Genomic DNA, 15,524 nt, shown 5'->3' on the forward strand with positions numbered 1-15,524 from the left:
CCCCCAAGGGCGCGCCCCGGCGCGCCCGCGATCGCCTTTTCCCGGCCTCATACGTTCGTTCCCCGCCCCGGGCGGGCAATCTCACGAGGACGCGCAAAATATCGGAGCGTCGACCGGTCCGCGCCCCGGCTGAGCGGGGAAGATGGTTACCGGACGGTAGAGATGCGTTAACCGTCGTGAACGGCGACGATGGACGCGAATGCAGGCGACGAACAGTCGTGCGGAGACCGGCGGCCTCCGGCCGGGGTCTCACCAGCACCGACGGTAAGCACAGAGGGGACCCCGTGGCTTCCGGACGTCAACGCTACTCGATCATCAGCGACGGCCTGCCGAGCCAGCTGCCCGACATCAACCCGGACGAAACCCGGGAGTGGCTGGAATCGCTGGACACGGTCATCAAGACCGAGGGCCGTGGCCGGGCCCGCTACGTGATGCTGCGGCTCCTGGAACGTGCCCGCGAACTGCAGGTCGGCGTACCCGGTCTGCGCAGCACCGACTTCCTCAACACGATCCCGCCGGAGCTGGAGCCGTGGTTCCCCGGCGACGAGCACGTCGAGCGCCGCATCCGCGCCTACATCCGGTGGAACGCCGCGATCATGGTGTCGCGCGCGAACCGTCCCGAGATCGGGGTCGGCGGGCACATCGCCACGTACGCGTCGGCCGCGTCGCTGTACGAGGTCGGGTTCAACCACTTCTTCCGCGGCAAGGACCACGGCGAGTCCGGCGACCAGGTGTTCATCCAGGGGCACGCCTCCCCCGGCATCTACGCCCGCGCCTACCTGGAGGGACGGCTGCCGGAGGAGAAGCTGGACGGCTTCCGGCAGGAGCAGTCGCACCCCGGCGGCGGGCTGTCGTCGTACCCGCACCCCCGGCTGATGCCGGACTTCTGGGAGTTCCCCACGGTGTCCATGGGCCTCACCGCGATCGACGCGGTGTACCAGGCCCGCTTCAACCGCTACCTGTACAACCGCAGGATCAAGGACACGTCCCGCTCGCACGTGTGGGCGTTCCTCGGCGACGGCGAGATGGGCGAGCCCGAGTCGCTCGGCGCGATCGGCCTCGCCGCCCGCGAGGAGCTGGACAACCTCACCTTCGTCGTCAACTGCAACCTGCAGCAGCTCGACGGCCCGGTGCGCGGCAACGGCAAGATCATCCAGGAGCTCGAGTCGTACTTCCGCGGCGCGGGCTGGAACGTCATCAAGGTCATCTGGGGCCGCGACTGGGACCCGCTGATCGCCCAGGACGTCGACGGCGCGCTCGTCAACAAGATGAACACCACGCCCGACGGCCAGTTCCAGACGTTCAGCGTCGAGGCCGGCTCGTACATCCGGGAGAAGTTCTTCGGCGACGACCCCCGGCTGCGCAAGATCGTCCAGCACCTGTCGGACGACGACCTGCGCAAGCTGTCGCGCGGCGGGCACGACTACCGGAAGGTGTACGCGGCGTTCAAGTCGGCCCGCGAGCACGTCGGGCAGCCGACGGTGATCCTCGCGCACACGGTCAAGGGCTGGACGCTCGGCTCCGACTTCGAGGCCCGCAACGCCACGCACCAGATGAAGAAGCTCACCAAGGCCGAGCTGAAGGAGTTCCGCGACCGCCTCTACCTGGACATCCCGGACTCCGCGCTCGAGCAGCCGCTGCCGCCCTACTACCACCCGGGCGAGGACTCCGACGAGATCCAGTACATGCGCGAGCGCCGGGCCGCGCTCGGCGGGTTCCTGCCGAAGCGGGTCGTGCGGGCCAAGCCGCTGAAGCTGCCCGGCGACCCGGTCTACGCGGAGCTGAAGAAGGGGTCCGGCAAGCAGAACGTGGCGACGACGATGGCGTTCGTCCGGCTGCTCAAGGACCTCATCAAGGACGAGAACATCGGCGCCCGGTTCGTCCCGATCGCCCCGGACGAGTACCGCACGTTCGGCATGGACTCGCTGTTCCCCACGTCCAAGATCTACTCGCCGCACGGGCAGACCTACGACGCGGTGGACCGCAAGCTGCTGCTGTCCTACAAGGAGTCCGAGAGCGGCCAGATGCTGCACGAGGGCATCAGCGAGGCCGGTTCGATGGCGTCGACGATCGCCGCGGGCACGTCCTACGCCACGCACGGCGAGCACATGATCCCCGTCTACATCTTCTACTCGATGTTCGGGTTCCAGCGGACCGGCGACCAGATGTGGGCGCTCGGCGACCAGATGGGCCGCGGGTTCCTGCTCGGCGCCACCGCGGGCCGCACCACCCTCACCGGCGAGGGCCTGCAGCACGCCGACGGCCACTCCCCGCTCATCGCGGCGACGAACCCCGCGTGCGTCCACTACGACCCCACCTGGTCGTTCGAGCTGGCGTACATCACGCAGGACGCGCTGCGCCGCATGTACGGGACGTCCGAGCAGCACCCGGACGGCGAGGACGTCTTCTACTACCTCACCGTCTACAACGAGCCCTACCAGCAGCCCGCCGAACCCGACGGGGTGGACGTCGACGGCCTGCTCAAGGGCCTGTACCGGTACAAGGCCGCACCGGACGTCGCCTCGGCCGGCGGGCAGGCGCCGCGCGCGCAGATCCTCGCGTCCGGCGTCGGCGGCCGGTGGGCCCTCGAGGCGCAGCGGCTCCTCGCCGAGGACTGGGGCGTCGCCGCGGACGTCTGGTCGGCGACCTCGTGGAACGAGCTGGCCCGCGAGGCCCGCGAGTGCGACGAGCGCAACCTGCTCGACCCCGAGGGCGAGCAGCGCGTCCCGTACGTCACCCGCGCCCTCGACAACGTCGCCGGACCGATCGTCGCGGTGTCGGACTTCGCCCGCGCCGTCCCCGACCAGATCGCCCCGTGGGTGGACGGCGACTTCACCTCGCTCGGCACCGACGGGTTCGGTTTCTCCGACACCCGGGCCGCCGCCCGCCGGTTCTTCCACGTGGACTCGGCGTCGATCGTCCTGGCCGTCCTCACCCGGCTCGTCCGGCACGGCGAGGTCAAGCCGGAGGCCCTCCCGCAGGCCATCGAGCGGTACCGGCTGAACGCGACGGTCGGCGAAGTCTTCGCCGGCGGCGTCGGCAGCGCCGAGAGCAACACCGGCGGGGAGAGCTGACGGGAGCGGGCGGTGCGCGGGTTCGGAGGTGTAGGCCGAACCGGTGCGCCGCCCGCCCGTGCTCAGTTCCCGCTGGGCGGGGCCGGTGGCGTGAAGACGCCGAAGCGGTTCCCGGCCGGGTCCTCCAGGTAGGCGAACCTGAGACCGTTGGCCGTCGCCATGGTCGAGGCGGCCACCTTGCCGCCGCACTTCACGGTCCGGGAGCACACCTCGTCGACGTCCTCGACCAGCACCAGGAACATCGCGTGCCCGCCGGCCGCCTCCCGCTCGTGCGCGAGGCCGCCGCTCGGCGCGTCGGCCCCGGCGTAGCGGATCAGGTCGTACCCCTCGGTGCCGGGCACGGTGGAGGTGTCGTCGGCCTCGAACCGCCAGCCGAACATGTCGCCGTAGAAGCGGCGGGCCTCCTCCGGCGCGTCGGTGCCGACCTGGAACCACGCAACGGTGTTGAAAGCGGGAATCGTCATCTGGGTCTCCTCCATCTCGGTGGCGGGACCCACCTTCGGACGGACCGGCGACATCCCCCTGTCGGTGTTTCTCAAACGAATTCGAGCCGCCGCGTGACGTAGCCGAGCGGCTCGCCCTTCTCGACCATGGCCTCCTCGAAGCAGCGTTCCGGCGCCGTCTCGTCGAGGAGCGCGGCACGCCGGATCCGGTCGATGCGGAAGATGCGGGTGTCGCCGCGCAGCCGGCACCAGCCGATGAGGTACCACCGCAGGGACGCGCACGTGAACGCGACCGGCTCGACGTCGCGCTCGCTCTCCTCGCCCGTCCCCTTCACGTAGCCGAGCCGGACGACGCGGCGCGCGGAGACGGCCTCCTCCAGCACGGACGGGACGGACGGCGGCGCATCGGCGTCGTGCGGTGTCAGGAACCGGACACGGTCGGCGAGGTCGCGGGCGGACGCGCTGTCGGCCGCCGACATCGCGGTGACGATCTTGTGCAGGGCGGTGCGGGCGGACCGGGAGTACGGGGAGCCGCCGGCCCGCGCGAGCGTGATCGCGACGGCGACGGCCTCGGCCGGGGTGAAGTTGAGCGGCGGCAGCGTGCGCTCGGGGTCGAGCGTGTAGCCGCCGCTCCGGCCGACGTCCGCGTAGATCGGGACGCCCGCCTGCTGGAGCGCGCCGATGTCGCGTTCGATCGTCCGGGAGCTGACCTCGTAGCGCGCGGCCAGCTCGCGCGCGCTGACCCGGCGGGGCGCGCGGGCGCGGAGTTCCTCGACGAGGGCGTACAGGCGATCGGTCCGGTTCACGCCCGCGACCGTACGCCCCGCCTCCGACAATCCCCAGGGGAAGGACGCACGGCCTCCGGCCGCGCGGGGAGGGACGCCCCGCACCCCGTCCCCGCACCGGCTTCGACCGCACCACGGAGCCATCGCACCCTCAGCCCGTCTCCGCACCGGACGCGCGCCGCGCGGTGGGATGCCGCTCCGTCGACCGGTCCCTGGGGTGTGGGGTGGGATCAGAGGTCGCGGAGGAAGGTCAGGAGGGCTTCGTTCACTTCGGCGGGGCGTTCCTGCTGGAGCCAGTGGCCGCAGCCGGCCAGGGGGACGGTGCCGCGCAGGTCGGGGACGAAGTCGCGGAGGCGGGCGACGGCGTCGGGGGCGGAGACCGGGTCCTGGTCGCCGTAGACGAACAGGGCGGGCGGGGTGACGGGGGCGCGGTGCCAGGCGGCGGTGAGGTTCCAGTTGCGGTCGAGGTTGCGGTACCAGTTGATGGGGCCGGTGAAGCCGCTGTCGGCGTACTCGGCGACGTAAGCGGCGATGTCCTCTTCGGTCAGCCAGCCGGGGAGCTCGCCGGGTTCGGGAGAGTTGTCGAGGAAGCCGCCGCCCTCGGGCGCGACCAGGGCGGCGCCGGAGGCGTCGGAGAGCCCGCCGAACAGCCGGCGGAAGGTGGCGGCGCGGTCGCGGTCGAGTTCGGCCTCGGGAACGTCCGGCTGCTGGAAGCGCACCATGTAGAAGCCGTCGCCGAAGCGCCGGCGCATCGCCTCGACGGGCGGGCGGGAGCTGCGGGGCCGGTGGGGCACGGACATGCCGACGACGCCGCGCACCTTGTCGGGACGCATCTGGGCGACGGCCCACGCGACGGGCGCGCCCCAGTCGTGGCCGACGACGACCGCGCGGTCGGCGCCGAGCGCGTCGATGAGGCCGACGGCGTCACCGGCCGTGTGCAGGATCGTGTACTGGTCGGGGTCGGCGGGACCGCCCGTCCGGGCATAGCCGCGCTGGTCGGGGGCGACGGCGTGGAAGCCCGCGCCGGCGAGGGCCGCGAGCTGGTGGCGCCAGGAGTACCAGCACTCCGGGAAGCCGTGCAGGAGCAGGACGAGCGGGCCCTCGCCGGCCTCGGCGACGTGCATCCGGAGGCCACTGTTCCCCTCGACGAAACGGTGCGCGATCTCGGTCATGGCACCAACGTAGACCGCCGCCGAGCACCCACATCACCCGGCCGGGGATTGTGTGCCCGGGCCACATGGGTCGCGCGTGGCGGTGTGCGTAGGTTCGGCCCATGACGAGCGTGACACCGGACCTGACGGGGCGGCGGGCCCTGGTCACCGGCGGGGCGAGCGGGATCGGGCTGGCGTGCGCCCGGCGGCTGGCGGCGGCGGGGGCGCGGGTGACCGTGGCGGACCTGGACGGGACGGCGGCGGAGCGGGCCGTCGCGGAGTTCGGCGGGGCCGCGCTGGCGGTGGACCTCGCGGGGCCGGATGTGGCCGGGGTGGGGGCGGGTTTCGACGTCCTGGTCAACAATGCGGGCGTGCAGCATGTGGCGCCGCTCCACGAATTCCCGCCCGAGGTGTTCTCCCGGATCCTGCGGCTGATGGTGGAGGCGCCGTTCCGGCTGGTGCGGGACGCGCTGCCGGGGATGTACGAGCGCGGGTGGGGACGGATCGTGAACGTGTCGTCGGTGCACGGGCTGCGCGCGTCGCCGTACAAGGCCGCGTACGTGACGGCCAAGCACGGGCTGGAGGGGCTGTCGAAGGTGATCGCGCTGGAGGGCGCCGAGCACGGCGTCACGTCCAACTGCGTCAACCCGTCTTATGTGCGGACCCCGCTCGTGGAGGGGCAGATCGCCGATCAGGCGCGCGCGCACGGGATGTCGGAGGACGACGTCGTGGAGCGGGTCATGCTGCATAGGGCCGCGGTGAAGCGGCTCGCCGAACCGGACGAGGTGGCGGAGATGGTCGCCTACCTGTGCTCGCCGGCGGCGGGGATGGTGACGGGCGCGTCGCTGACCCTCGACGGCGGATGGACGGCCCATTGACAATGTCCCGTATGTCCTGCGGCGTCTTCCTCGAACTGCTCGCCCGCGAGGCGTCCCCCGTCGAGTTCGAGGGGCCGCTGGTGCAGGCGCGGGCGGAGGGCGCGCCACCGGCCGTCCTGGCGGAGCTGGAGGCGGCGAAGCTGGCGGCGCTGCGGGTGCGGGCGGTGATGCGGCGGCACGCGCGCCGGGAGGCGGAACTTGCGGCGCTGTTCGACACGGCGGGCGACCTGGCCGGGCTGCGGGATCTGGACGCGGTGCTGGAGGCGATCACCCGGCGGGCGCGGCGGCTGCTGAACGCCGACATCGCGTACCTGACGCTGAACGACGACGCGCGCGGCGACACGTACATGCGGGTGACGGACGGGTCGGTGTCGGCGGCGTTCCGGCGGCTGCGGCTGCCGATGGGAACCGGGCTGGTCGGGCTGGTCGCGCAGACGGCGATGCCGTACAACAGCGACCACTACCTGGTCGACGCGCAGTTCCAGCACCGCGGGTTCATCGACCAGGCGGTCGCCGAGGAGGGCCTGGTCGCGATCCTGGGCGTGCCGATGAAGCTGGGCAGCCGGGTGATCGGCGTGCTGACGGCGGCGAACCGCGGCGAGCGTCCGTTCGACCAGGAGGAGGTCGCGCTGCTCGGCTCGCTCGCGGCGCACGCGGCGATCGCGATCGACAACGCGCGGCTGCTGGAGGAGACCCGTACCGCTCTGGAGGAGCTGAGCGCCGCCAACGAGGAGGTCAAGGCGCGTAGCGCGGCCGTGGAGGTGGCGGCGCGCGCGCACGACCGGATGACGGCGGTCGTGGTGCGCGGGGGTGGTGTGGAGGACGTCGCCGCGATCGTCACCGAGCTTCTGGGCGGCACCCTGCACGCGCTGGACGCGGACGGCGCGCGGCTGGCGACGGCGGGTGCGGCGTCCGCGCCGCTGACGGACGGGGAGCTGGCCGGTGTGTCGGCGTCCGCGCACTCCGCGCGCGCGCAGGGACGGACGGTGCGGCGGGGCGATCTGTGGATCGCGTCGGTGTCGAGCGGCGACGAGATGCTCGGGACGCTGGTGCTGCGTACGTCCGACGAGGTGTCGGACGCCGACCAGCGGATCCTGGAGCGGGCCGCGCTCGTCACCGCGCTGCTGCTGCTGTTCCAGCGCAGCGTCACCGAGGCGGAGGGGCGGGTGCGCGGCGAGCTGCTCGACGACCTGCTGTCGGGGCGGACGGACGCGGCGGCGCTGGCGGCGCGGGCCCGGCGGGTCGAGGTGGACCTGTCCGCGCCGCACGTCGTGCTGTCGGCCCGGTACGAGTCGCGGGACCACCGGCGGCGCGCGGAGTTCTGGGCGTCGTCGTTCGCCGCGGTGGAGCGCGGGCTGGCGGCGTCGCGGGGCGAGGAGGTCGTGCTGCTGCTGCCGGGCGACCGCCCGGGCGACGCGGCGCGGCGGGTGGCCAAGGAGCTGGGCGCGTCGCTGGGCGGTCCCGCGACGGTCGGCGCGGGCGGCCCGGTGCGGGGTCCGCGCGAGGTCGCCGGGGCGCACCGGGAGGCGCAGCGCTGCGCGGACGCGCTGGTGGCGCTGGGCCGCCGCGGGGACGGGGCGGGCGCCTCGGAGCTCGGATTCATCGGGCTGCTGATCGGCGACGACCGGGACGTGCCGGGGTTCCTCGCGGGCTCGCTCGGGCCGGTCGCCGACTACGACGCGCGGCGCGGCACGGCGCTCGTCCGGACGCTGGAGGCGTACTTCGGGACGGGCGGGAGCCTCGCCCGGACGGCGCAGGAGCTGCACATCCACGTGAACACGGTCAGCCAGCGGCTCGACCGCATCGGGCGGCTGCTCGGCGAGGACTGGCAGTCCCCGGACCGCGCCCTGGAGCTGCAGCTCGCGCTGCGCCTGCACCGCCTTCGCTGACATGCCGAACGGGCCGCCGCCCCCTGGGGGGCGGCGGCCCGTTCGCGTGCGTCACGCGGGGGTCTCGGCCTTCTCCCGTGCGGGTTCGGCCGGACGGCGGCGCGCGGTGCGGCCCGCGAGGAGGTCGCGGGCCGTGCCCCACACGCCGCGCCGGAAGAGCAGCACGACGAGGATGAAGATCCCGCCGGTGATGATCCCGGTCTCCTGGAACCCGGCGGTGGCCAGGTAGTCGTTCAGTTCGACGATCAGCGCGGCGCCGATGACGCCGCCCCACAGGGTGCCGATGCCGCCGAGGACGACCATCATCACGGCCTCGCCCGACGTCGTCCAGTACACGCCCTGCAGGGACGCGAAGCCGTGGCCGATCGCGAACAGGCCGCCGGCCAGTCCGGACAGGGCGGCGGACAGGACGAACGCGAGCAGCTTGAAGCGGTCGACGCTGTAGCCGAGCGCGCGCGCCCGCGCGGGGTTGTCGCGGATGGACATCAGCACGCACCCGAAGGGGGAACGGACGATGCGCCAGGCGACGAACAGTCCGGCCAGGACGAACGGGATGCCCGCGTAGTAGAAGTAGAACGGGTCGGAGAGGTCGAGCCCGAACAGTTCCCTGGGGATGCCTTGCAGCCCGTTCTCTCCGCCTGTGACGTCCCTCCACTGGTTGGCGACGAAGTACACCATCTGCGCGAAGGCCAGGGTGACCATCGCGAAGTAGATGCCGCGCAGCCGGACGGACAGGAACCCGATGGGCAGCGCGAGCAGCGCGGCGAACGCCGCGCCGCCCAGGATCGCCACGGGGAAGGGCAGGCCGGAGTGCAGGGCGATCAGGCCGGTCGCGTACGCCGAGCCGCCCCAGAAGGCGGCGTGCCCGAACGACAGCAGCCCGGTGAAGCCGAGCAGCAGGTCGACGGCGACGGCGAACAGCGCCCAGCAGGCGATGTCCAGCGCGACCGGCGGGTAGACGAACCAGGGCAGCGCGAGCGCCGCGACCAGGCCGACGGCGAGCAGGACCGGCCGTCCGGCGAGCTTGGACAGGATCACAGGGCCACCTCCTCGCGTCCGAACAGGCCGGCGGGGCGCCACAGCAGCACGACCGCCATCAGGATGAACACGAGCGTCTGCGACAGCGACGGGACGTAGTAGTTGCCGAGCGCCGAGACGAGCCCGACCGCGAACCCGGCGGCGACCGACCCGAACACCGAGCCGAGCCCGCCGATCACGACGACGGCGAAGACGGTGACGATCAGGTCGGCGCCCATCAGCGGGTTCACCGCCCGCATGGGCGCGGCGAGCACGCCGGCGAGGCCGGCCAGCGCGATGCCGAACCCGAAGACGGGCGTCACCCAGCGCGCCACGTCGATGCCGAGGGCGCGGGTCAGTTCCGGCCGTTCCGTGGACGCCCGGACGATCATGCCCACGCGGGTGCGGGCCAGCACGAACCACACCGCCCCGCACAGGACGAGCGACACGGCCAGGACGAACACCTGGTACGTGGGGTAGGTGAACAGGCCGAGGTCGATCGAGCCCTCGAGCGCGCTCGGGCGCGGATACGGCTGCGACTGCACGCCGTACTGCCGTTTCACGAGGTCTTGGAGGATCAGCGCGAGCCCGAAGGTGAACAGGAAGTTGTAGAGGGGATCTAGGGGTGCGAGCCGGCGGATGAACAGCCGTTCCACCGCGACGCCGACCACCCCCAGGACGAGCGGGACGAGCGGCAGCGCGATCCAGAAGTTCACGCCGAACGAGTCGAGCAGGACGTAGGAGCCGAACGCGCCGAGCATGTAGAACGCGCCGTGCGCGAAGTTGACGACGCCGAGCATCCCGAAGATGACCGCGAGGCCGAGGGCGAGCAGGGCGTAGAACGCCCCGCCCACCAGGCCGTTGAAGGCTTGCTGGAGCAACCGGACCGCCGCCTCAGAGCTTGCAGGCGGGGTCGGGCCGCTGGAAGGCCTCGGCCGCGGGGATCGTGTCGACGATCTTCTCGTAGTCCCAGGGCTCGGTGACCTCGCTCTCCGGCTTGACCTCGGCGAGGTAGGAGTCGTGGGTCAGCAGGTGGTCCTGGGCGCGGATCGTCCCGGTGGAGGTGAACACGTCGTCGACCTTGTGGCCTTCGAGTTCCCCCACGACCGTGTCGGACGCGTCGGTCCCGGCCCGCTGGACGGCCTCGAGGTACTGCAGGGCCGCGGAGTAGTCGCCCGCGTGGACGGCCGTGGGCCGGGCGCCCGTCTCCTGCTTGAACCGGTCGGCCCACGCGCGGTTGCCGTCGTTCTGGTTCCAGTACCAGAAGTCGGTGAACCGGGTCCCTTCCAGGGCCTTCGGGCCGAGCGAGTGGATGTCGGTGAGGAACATCAGCCCGACGGCGAGGCCCACGCCCTTGTCGCGCAGCTTGTACTCGTTGTACTGCTTCACGAGGTTGACGAGGTCACCGCCGGCCTGCATGGCGCCGATGACGTCCGGCTTGGGGTCCAGGTTCGGGGCCTTCAGCAGGAACGTGGAGAAGTTGTCGTTCGGGAACGGGGTCGGGTCGGACTTGACGATCGTCCCGCCCGCGGCCTTGACCGACGTGCTGAACGTCTTCTCCATGTCCTGGCCGAATGCGTAGTCCGGGTAGACGAGGTACCAGTTCTTCGACCCGGCCTTGGTGAGGGCCGTGCCCGTCCCGTGGGCGAGCATGTAGCTGTTGTAGCCGTAGTGGAACGTGTACTTGTTGCACTGCTCGCCCGTCAGCGCGGTGGTGGCCGCCCCCACCGAGATGAAGATCCGCTTCTTGCCCTTCGCGACGTTCGCGACGGCGAGCGCGGCCGACGAGGTGGGCACGTCCACGATGATGTCGGCCTTCTGCCGGTCGTACAGCTCGCGCGCCTTGGTGTTGGCGATGTCGGGCTTGTTCTGGTGATCGGCCGAAACGACCTCGATCTCCGTCGCGACCGCCTTGTCGCCGTACTTCTTCTTGAAGTCGGCGACGGCCATCTCGACCGCCGTCACGGCGTTCTCGCCCGACAGGTCGGCGTAGACGCCGGACTGGTCGGTCAGCACCGCCAGCACGATCTTGTCGTCGCTGATCTTGCCCCCGCCCCCGCCGGGTCCGCCCGCGCCGCAGCCGGCCAGCAGGGCTCCGGCGGCCGCGAGCGCGGCCGAGCGTCCCAAGAGTTTCATCGGGCTCTCCCTAGATTCCGAGGTACTGCAGGAGTTCGCTCTCGCGGGCGCGGACCTCGTCGTTGTCCATCGACTGGACGATCCGGCCCTCGGCGAGCAGGTGGTGGCGGTCGGCGACGGTGGCGGCGAAGTGCACGTTCTGCTCGATCAGCAGGACGGTCACGCCCGCGGCCTTGACCTCGCGCAGGATGTCGCCGATCTGCGCGACGATCAGCGGCGACAGGCCCTCGGTGGGCTCGTCGCACAGCAGCAGCCGGGCGCCGGTGCGCAGCACCCGGGCGAGCGCGAGCATCTGCTGCTCGCCGCCCGACAGCTTCGTCCCGGGGAACCGGCGGCGGTCCTTCAGGCGCGGGAACGTCTCGTAGACCCGCTCCAGCGGCCAGGGCTCGGGGCCCTTCCCCGCGCTCTTCGGCGGGAGGAGGAGGTTCTCCTCCACCGACAGCGTGGCGAAGATGCCGCGATCGTCCGGGACGTATCCGAGGCCGCGCCGCGCGCGCTTGTGCGGCCCCAGGGCGGTGATGTCCTCGCCCAGGAACTCGACCGTCCCGGACGCCCCCGCGTGCAGGCCCATGAGGGATCGCAGCAGCGTGGTCTTGCCGGCGCCGTTGCGTCCGACGAGCGTGACGATCTCGCCCTCGTCCACGTGCAGCGACACGTCCCGGAGGGCCTGCGCCTCGCCGTACCAGGCGGACAGTCCGTCAACTCGCAGCATGCGCGTCTCCGAGGTAGGCGGTGATGACCTGCGGGTCATGGCGGATCTCGGCGTACGGGCCCTCCACCAGCACCCGGCCGTGCTGCAGGACGGTGACCCGGTCGGCGAGGCTGGAAACGACGCTCATGTTGTGCTCGACCAGCACGACCGTCCGTCCCGCCCGGACCCGCCGGACGAGCTCGACGGTGCGCTCGACGTCCTCGACGCCCATCCCGGCCGTCGGCTCGTCCAGCAGGAGCACCTTCGGGTCCAGCGCGAGCGCGAGGGCGAGTTCGAGCGCCCGCTTGCGCCCGTAGGCCAGCGCCCCGGCCGGGATCTCGGCGTGCTCCGCCAGGCCGACCTGGTCGAGCAGTTCGGCGGCACGTTCGGCGAACCTGCCGAGCGACTTGTCCGACTTCCAGAACCGCCAGCCGAGCCCGGTGCGCCCGGCGAGCGCCAGCTCCACGTGCCGGCGCGGGGTCAGTTCGGCGAACAGGCTGGTGATCTGGAACGAGCGCGCCAGCCCGAGCCGCGCGATCCGTTCCGGGCTGCTGCCCGCCAGCTCCCGGTCGCCCAGCTTCACGCTCCCCGACGTCGGCTTCAGGAAGCCGGTGAGCAGGTTGAACAGCGTCGTCTTGCCCGCGCCGTTCGGCCCGACGAGCGCGTGCACCGCGCCCTCCGCGACGTCCAGGTCCACGCCGTCCACGGCGCGGAACCCGCGGAACTCCCTGACCAGGCCGCGCGCCGTCAGCACCGGCGCCGGCCGGACGGTAGCGCCCATGCGCCCTCCTCCCATGGTGACCCGGACCACACCGGGCCGCCGTGCTCGGGAACGCTAGGCCGCCACCAGGAAAGGGACTATGTAGTCGATCGACACATTCCACCCGATCGATACGGACATGACACACATCACTCGCAGGTCGCGGGCGCTTTCACATGGGACGCCGAGCGCTTATGTGGGACGAACACGTGGCCGGCGCGCGGCGCGCGTCCCACGATGTGTCCGCGAGTGCGGGCCGGCACTCGCCTCCGCGCGGAGAGCCGTCCAGAGGAGCCGGAATGCCGATCACCCGAACGCTGCTGACCGCAGGCGTCCTGACACTCGCCCTGGCGAGCCCGGTGCGCGCGCACGAGAGCCGCTGCGCGCCCGCGCCGTCCGTCCCGGGCGCGCAGAAACAGGTGGCCGCCTGCCTCGACGACCTCACCACCGCCGGGACGGTCGCGTCCGGTCACACCGTACCGGCGGACTACGCGGGCCTGCACGCGTCCGGCACCCGCAACCCGAGCGGCGTCCCGGGCGTGCAGATCGACGGGTACTTCCGGGACGGCTCCACGTTCAACACGCACCACGGCTGGAACCACGACGCCCAGTTCGTCATCCGGCTCCCCGAACGGTGGAACGGCGGCCTCGTCGTCGCCGGGTCGCCCGGGAACCGGCGGCAGTACGCCAACGACGTCACCATCTCCGACTGGGTCCTCGCCCAGGGATACGCGTACGCGGCCACCGACAAGGGCAACAGCGGCCTCGAGTTCCACACGGACGGGCGGCGGCCCGGCGACGCGGTCGCCGAGTGGAACCGCCGGCTGACCGAGCTGACGCGCGCCGCGCAGCGGACCGCGGCACGCCACTACGGCCACCGCCCGTCCCGCACGTACGCGGCGGGGATCTCCAACGGCGGCTACCTCGTCCGCTGGCAGCTCGAGAACCGCCCGCACCTCTACGACGGCGGCATCGACGCCGAAGGCACCCTGTGGCGCGCCGACGGTCCCAACCTCTTCACGTACCTGCCGCAGATCCTGCGCGCGTACCCGTCCTATGCCTCCGGCGACGCGTCCGCGCACAGGGAACTCGTCGATGCCGGTCTCACGCCGGGGTCCGAGTTCCTCTGGCCTTACCACGACCAGGTCTACTGGGAGCTGACCCAGCGGATCTACCGCGAGGAGTTCGACCCCTCCTACGAGGGGGCAGAGGCCGACTACGACTACGCCTCCCGTCCCCGGGCGGTGCATCGCGCGGTGGACCGGGTCTCGCTCACCGGACGCATCCGCAAGCCGCTGATCAGCTTGCAGGGCACCCTCGACTCCCTGCTGCCGATCGGCCGCAACGGCGACGCTTACGCGGCGCTCGTCCGCGACCGGGGCAGGGCACCGTTCCGCTACTACCGCGTCGAGGCCGCGAACCACACCGACGGCCTCGTCGACGCCCACCCGGACCGCCTGCGCCCGCTGCTGCCCTGCATGCGCTCGGCCTTCACCGCGCTGGAGACCTGGACGGGCGGGGGCGGCGCCCCGCCGCCGAGCGCGACGCTGCCGAAGCCGTCCGGCGACACGCTGAACTCGTGCTCGCTCATCCGGTGAGCGCGCACCCGTCGATCACGCGCCCGTGATCACGTGTTCGTCCAGGCCAGGAGGTCGGCCGCCGGGAGGGTGTTGACGATCCGGTCCGCGGGGACGGCGCAGCGGGCGGCGCGGTCGCAGCCGTGGGGCTGCCAGTCGAGCTGGCCGGGGGCGTGCGCGTCGGAGTCGATCGCGAACCGGCAGCCCGCCTCGACGGCGAGGCGGAGCAGCCGCTTGGGCGGGTCGAGCCGCTCGGGCCGGGAGTTGATCTCGACGGCGACGCCGTGCGCGGCGCAGGCGTCGAAGACCAGCTCGGCGTCAAACTCCGATTCGGGACGCAGGCCGCCGCGCCGCCCGCCCGCCTTCACGATGCGTCCGGTGCAGTGGCCGAGGACGTCCACCGCCGGGTTCATGATCGCCGTGACCATGCGCGCCGTCATCGCGACGCGGTCCATCCGGAGCTTGGAGTGGACGCTCGCGACGACGACGTCGAGACGGTCGAGGAGGCCGGGCTCCTGGTCCAGGGCGCCGTCGTCGAGGATGTCGACCTCGATGCCCGTCAGGATCCGGAACGGCGCGAGCTCGGCGTTCAGTTCGGCGACGGCGTCGAGCTGCCGGTGCAGGCGGTCGGCGGACAACCCGTTCGCGACGGTCAGGCGCGGCGAGTGGTCGGTGAGCGCGATGTACTCGTGTCCCAGCGCGCGCGCCGCCTCGGCCATCTCCCGGATCGGCGAACCACCGTCGGACCAGTCGCTGTGGGTGTGCAGGTCGCCCTTCAGCCCGGCACGGAGCGCGGCGGCGGCCTCGTCGAGCGGCTCGCCCTCCGTCGCCTCGAGGCGCCGCAGGTAGACGGGCGTCCCGCCGGCCAGCGCCTCCTCGACGACGAGGGCCGTCACCTTCCCGACGCCGGGCAGGTCGGTGAGCGTGCCCGCGCGGGCGCGCGCGTCCAGGTCGTCCGGAGGCATGCCCGCGACCTGGGCGGCGGCGGTGCGGAAGGCACGGACGCGGTAGGTGGGCTCGCCCGCGCGTTCCAGCAGGAACGCGATCCGGCGCAGCGCTTCGACGGGCTCCACACCCGGGGAGTACCCAGGTATGACGCGGACGTCCCACCACGGGGTCATCC

At 72.3% G+C, this 15,524-nt stretch carries 13 protein-coding genes; 4 read left to right on the forward strand and 9 right to left on the reverse strand.

Annotation, left to right across the window (positions count from 1 at the left end):
• Window positions 1-284: 284 nt before the first annotated feature.
• Window positions 285-3,074 (forward strand): pyruvate dehydrogenase (acetyl-transferring), homodimeric type, encoded by a 2,790-nt coding sequence (gene aceE / locus F7P10_RS07035; RefSeq protein WP_151008607.1) that lies wholly within the window; start codon window positions 285-287, stop codon window positions 3,072-3,074.
• Window positions 3,075-3,136: 62 nt separating this feature from the next.
• Here the strand turns inward: aceE and F7P10_RS07040 are convergent, their stop codons facing one another.
• The 3 genes from F7P10_RS07040 to F7P10_RS07050 form a co-directional block, all read right to left on the reverse strand.
• Window positions 3,137-3,538: a VOC family protein gene (locus tag F7P10_RS07040; protein WP_218040401.1), complete on the reverse strand. Its 402-nt coding sequence runs from the start codon at window positions 3,536-3,538 to the stop codon at window positions 3,137-3,139.
• Between the two features lie 71 nt (window positions 3,539-3,609).
• Window positions 3,610-4,323 (reverse strand): YafY family protein, encoded by a 714-nt coding sequence (locus F7P10_RS07045; protein WP_151008608.1) that lies wholly within the window; start codon window positions 4,321-4,323, stop codon window positions 3,610-3,612.
• A gap of 209 nt (window positions 4,324-4,532) precedes the next feature.
• The gene (locus tag F7P10_RS07050; RefSeq protein ID WP_151008609.1) at window positions 4,533-5,474 is read right to left on the reverse strand and encodes an alpha/beta fold hydrolase; all 942 of its coding nucleotides are present in this window, start codon (window positions 5,472-5,474) and stop codon (window positions 4,533-4,535) included.
• A 101-nt stretch (window positions 5,475-5,575) separates the two neighbouring features.
• Here F7P10_RS07050 and F7P10_RS07055 point away from each other — a divergent pair, with 101 nt between their 5' ends.
• Both F7P10_RS07055 and F7P10_RS07060 read left to right on the forward strand, forming a co-directional pair.
• A complete protein-coding gene (locus tag F7P10_RS07055; RefSeq protein WP_151008610.1) occupies window positions 5,576-6,331 on the forward strand; it encodes a 3-hydroxybutyrate dehydrogenase in 756 nt (251 codons plus the stop codon).
• Window positions 6,332-6,342: 11 nt separating this feature from the next.
• Complete coding sequence (locus F7P10_RS07060; RefSeq protein ID WP_254716463.1) at window positions 6,343-8,220, forward strand: GAF domain-containing protein; 1,878 nt, start codon at window positions 6,343-6,345, stop codon at window positions 8,218-8,220.
• A gap of 51 nt (window positions 8,221-8,271) precedes the next feature.
• On the opposite strand, the gene F7P10_RS07065 is transcribed toward F7P10_RS07060, so the two are convergent.
• The 5 genes from F7P10_RS07065 to F7P10_RS07085 are packed head-to-tail and all read right to left on the reverse strand — an operon-like array spanning window position 8,272 to window position 12,845.
• Complete coding sequence (locus F7P10_RS07065) at window positions 8,272-9,258, reverse strand: branched-chain amino acid ABC transporter permease (RefSeq protein WP_218040403.1); 987 nt, start codon at window positions 9,256-9,258, stop codon at window positions 8,272-8,274.
• Window positions 9,255-10,118, reverse strand: coding sequence for a branched-chain amino acid ABC transporter permease (locus F7P10_RS07070; protein WP_151008612.1), 864 nt, complete (start codon window positions 10,116-10,118; stop codon window positions 9,255-9,257). Before F7P10_RS07070 ends, F7P10_RS07065 begins: the two co-directional genes overlap by 4 nt.
• A 13-nt stretch (window positions 10,119-10,131) precedes the next feature.
• Complete coding sequence (locus F7P10_RS07075; protein ID WP_151008613.1) at window positions 10,132-11,373, reverse strand: ABC transporter substrate-binding protein; 1,242 nt, start codon at window positions 11,371-11,373, stop codon at window positions 10,132-10,134.
• A gap of 10 nt (window positions 11,374-11,383) precedes the next feature.
• Window positions 11,384-12,085 (reverse strand): ABC transporter ATP-binding protein, encoded by a 702-nt coding sequence (locus F7P10_RS07080; RefSeq protein WP_151008614.1) that lies wholly within the window; start codon window positions 12,083-12,085, stop codon window positions 11,384-11,386.
• Window positions 12,072-12,845, reverse strand: coding sequence for an ABC transporter ATP-binding protein (locus tag F7P10_RS07085; protein WP_151008615.1), 774 nt, complete (start codon window positions 12,843-12,845; stop codon window positions 12,072-12,074). Before F7P10_RS07085 ends, F7P10_RS07080 begins: the two co-directional genes overlap by 14 nt.
• A gap of 278 nt (window positions 12,846-13,123) precedes the next feature.
• On the opposite strand from F7P10_RS07085, the gene F7P10_RS07090 reads away from it, so the two are divergent.
• Window positions 13,124-14,422 carry a tannase/feruloyl esterase family alpha/beta hydrolase gene (locus F7P10_RS07090; protein WP_151008616.1) on the forward strand — a complete coding sequence of 433 codons (1,299 nt, stop codon included), beginning with the start codon at window positions 13,124-13,126 and terminating at the stop codon, window positions 14,420-14,422.
• 29 nt (window positions 14,423-14,451) lie between these two features.
• Here the strand turns inward: F7P10_RS07090 and F7P10_RS07095 are convergent, their stop codons facing one another.
• Window positions 14,452-15,474, reverse strand: a complete 1,023-nt coding sequence (locus tag F7P10_RS07095) for a PHP domain-containing protein (RefSeq protein ID WP_218040404.1) — start codon at window positions 15,472-15,474, stop codon at window positions 14,452-14,454.
• Window positions 15,475-15,524: the final 50 nt, after the last annotated feature.

Source organism: Actinomadura sp. WMMB 499, assembly GCF_008824145.1.
In the GTDB taxonomy this organism is placed as follows: domain Bacteria; phylum Actinomycetota; class Actinomycetes; order Streptosporangiales; family Streptosporangiaceae; genus Spirillospora.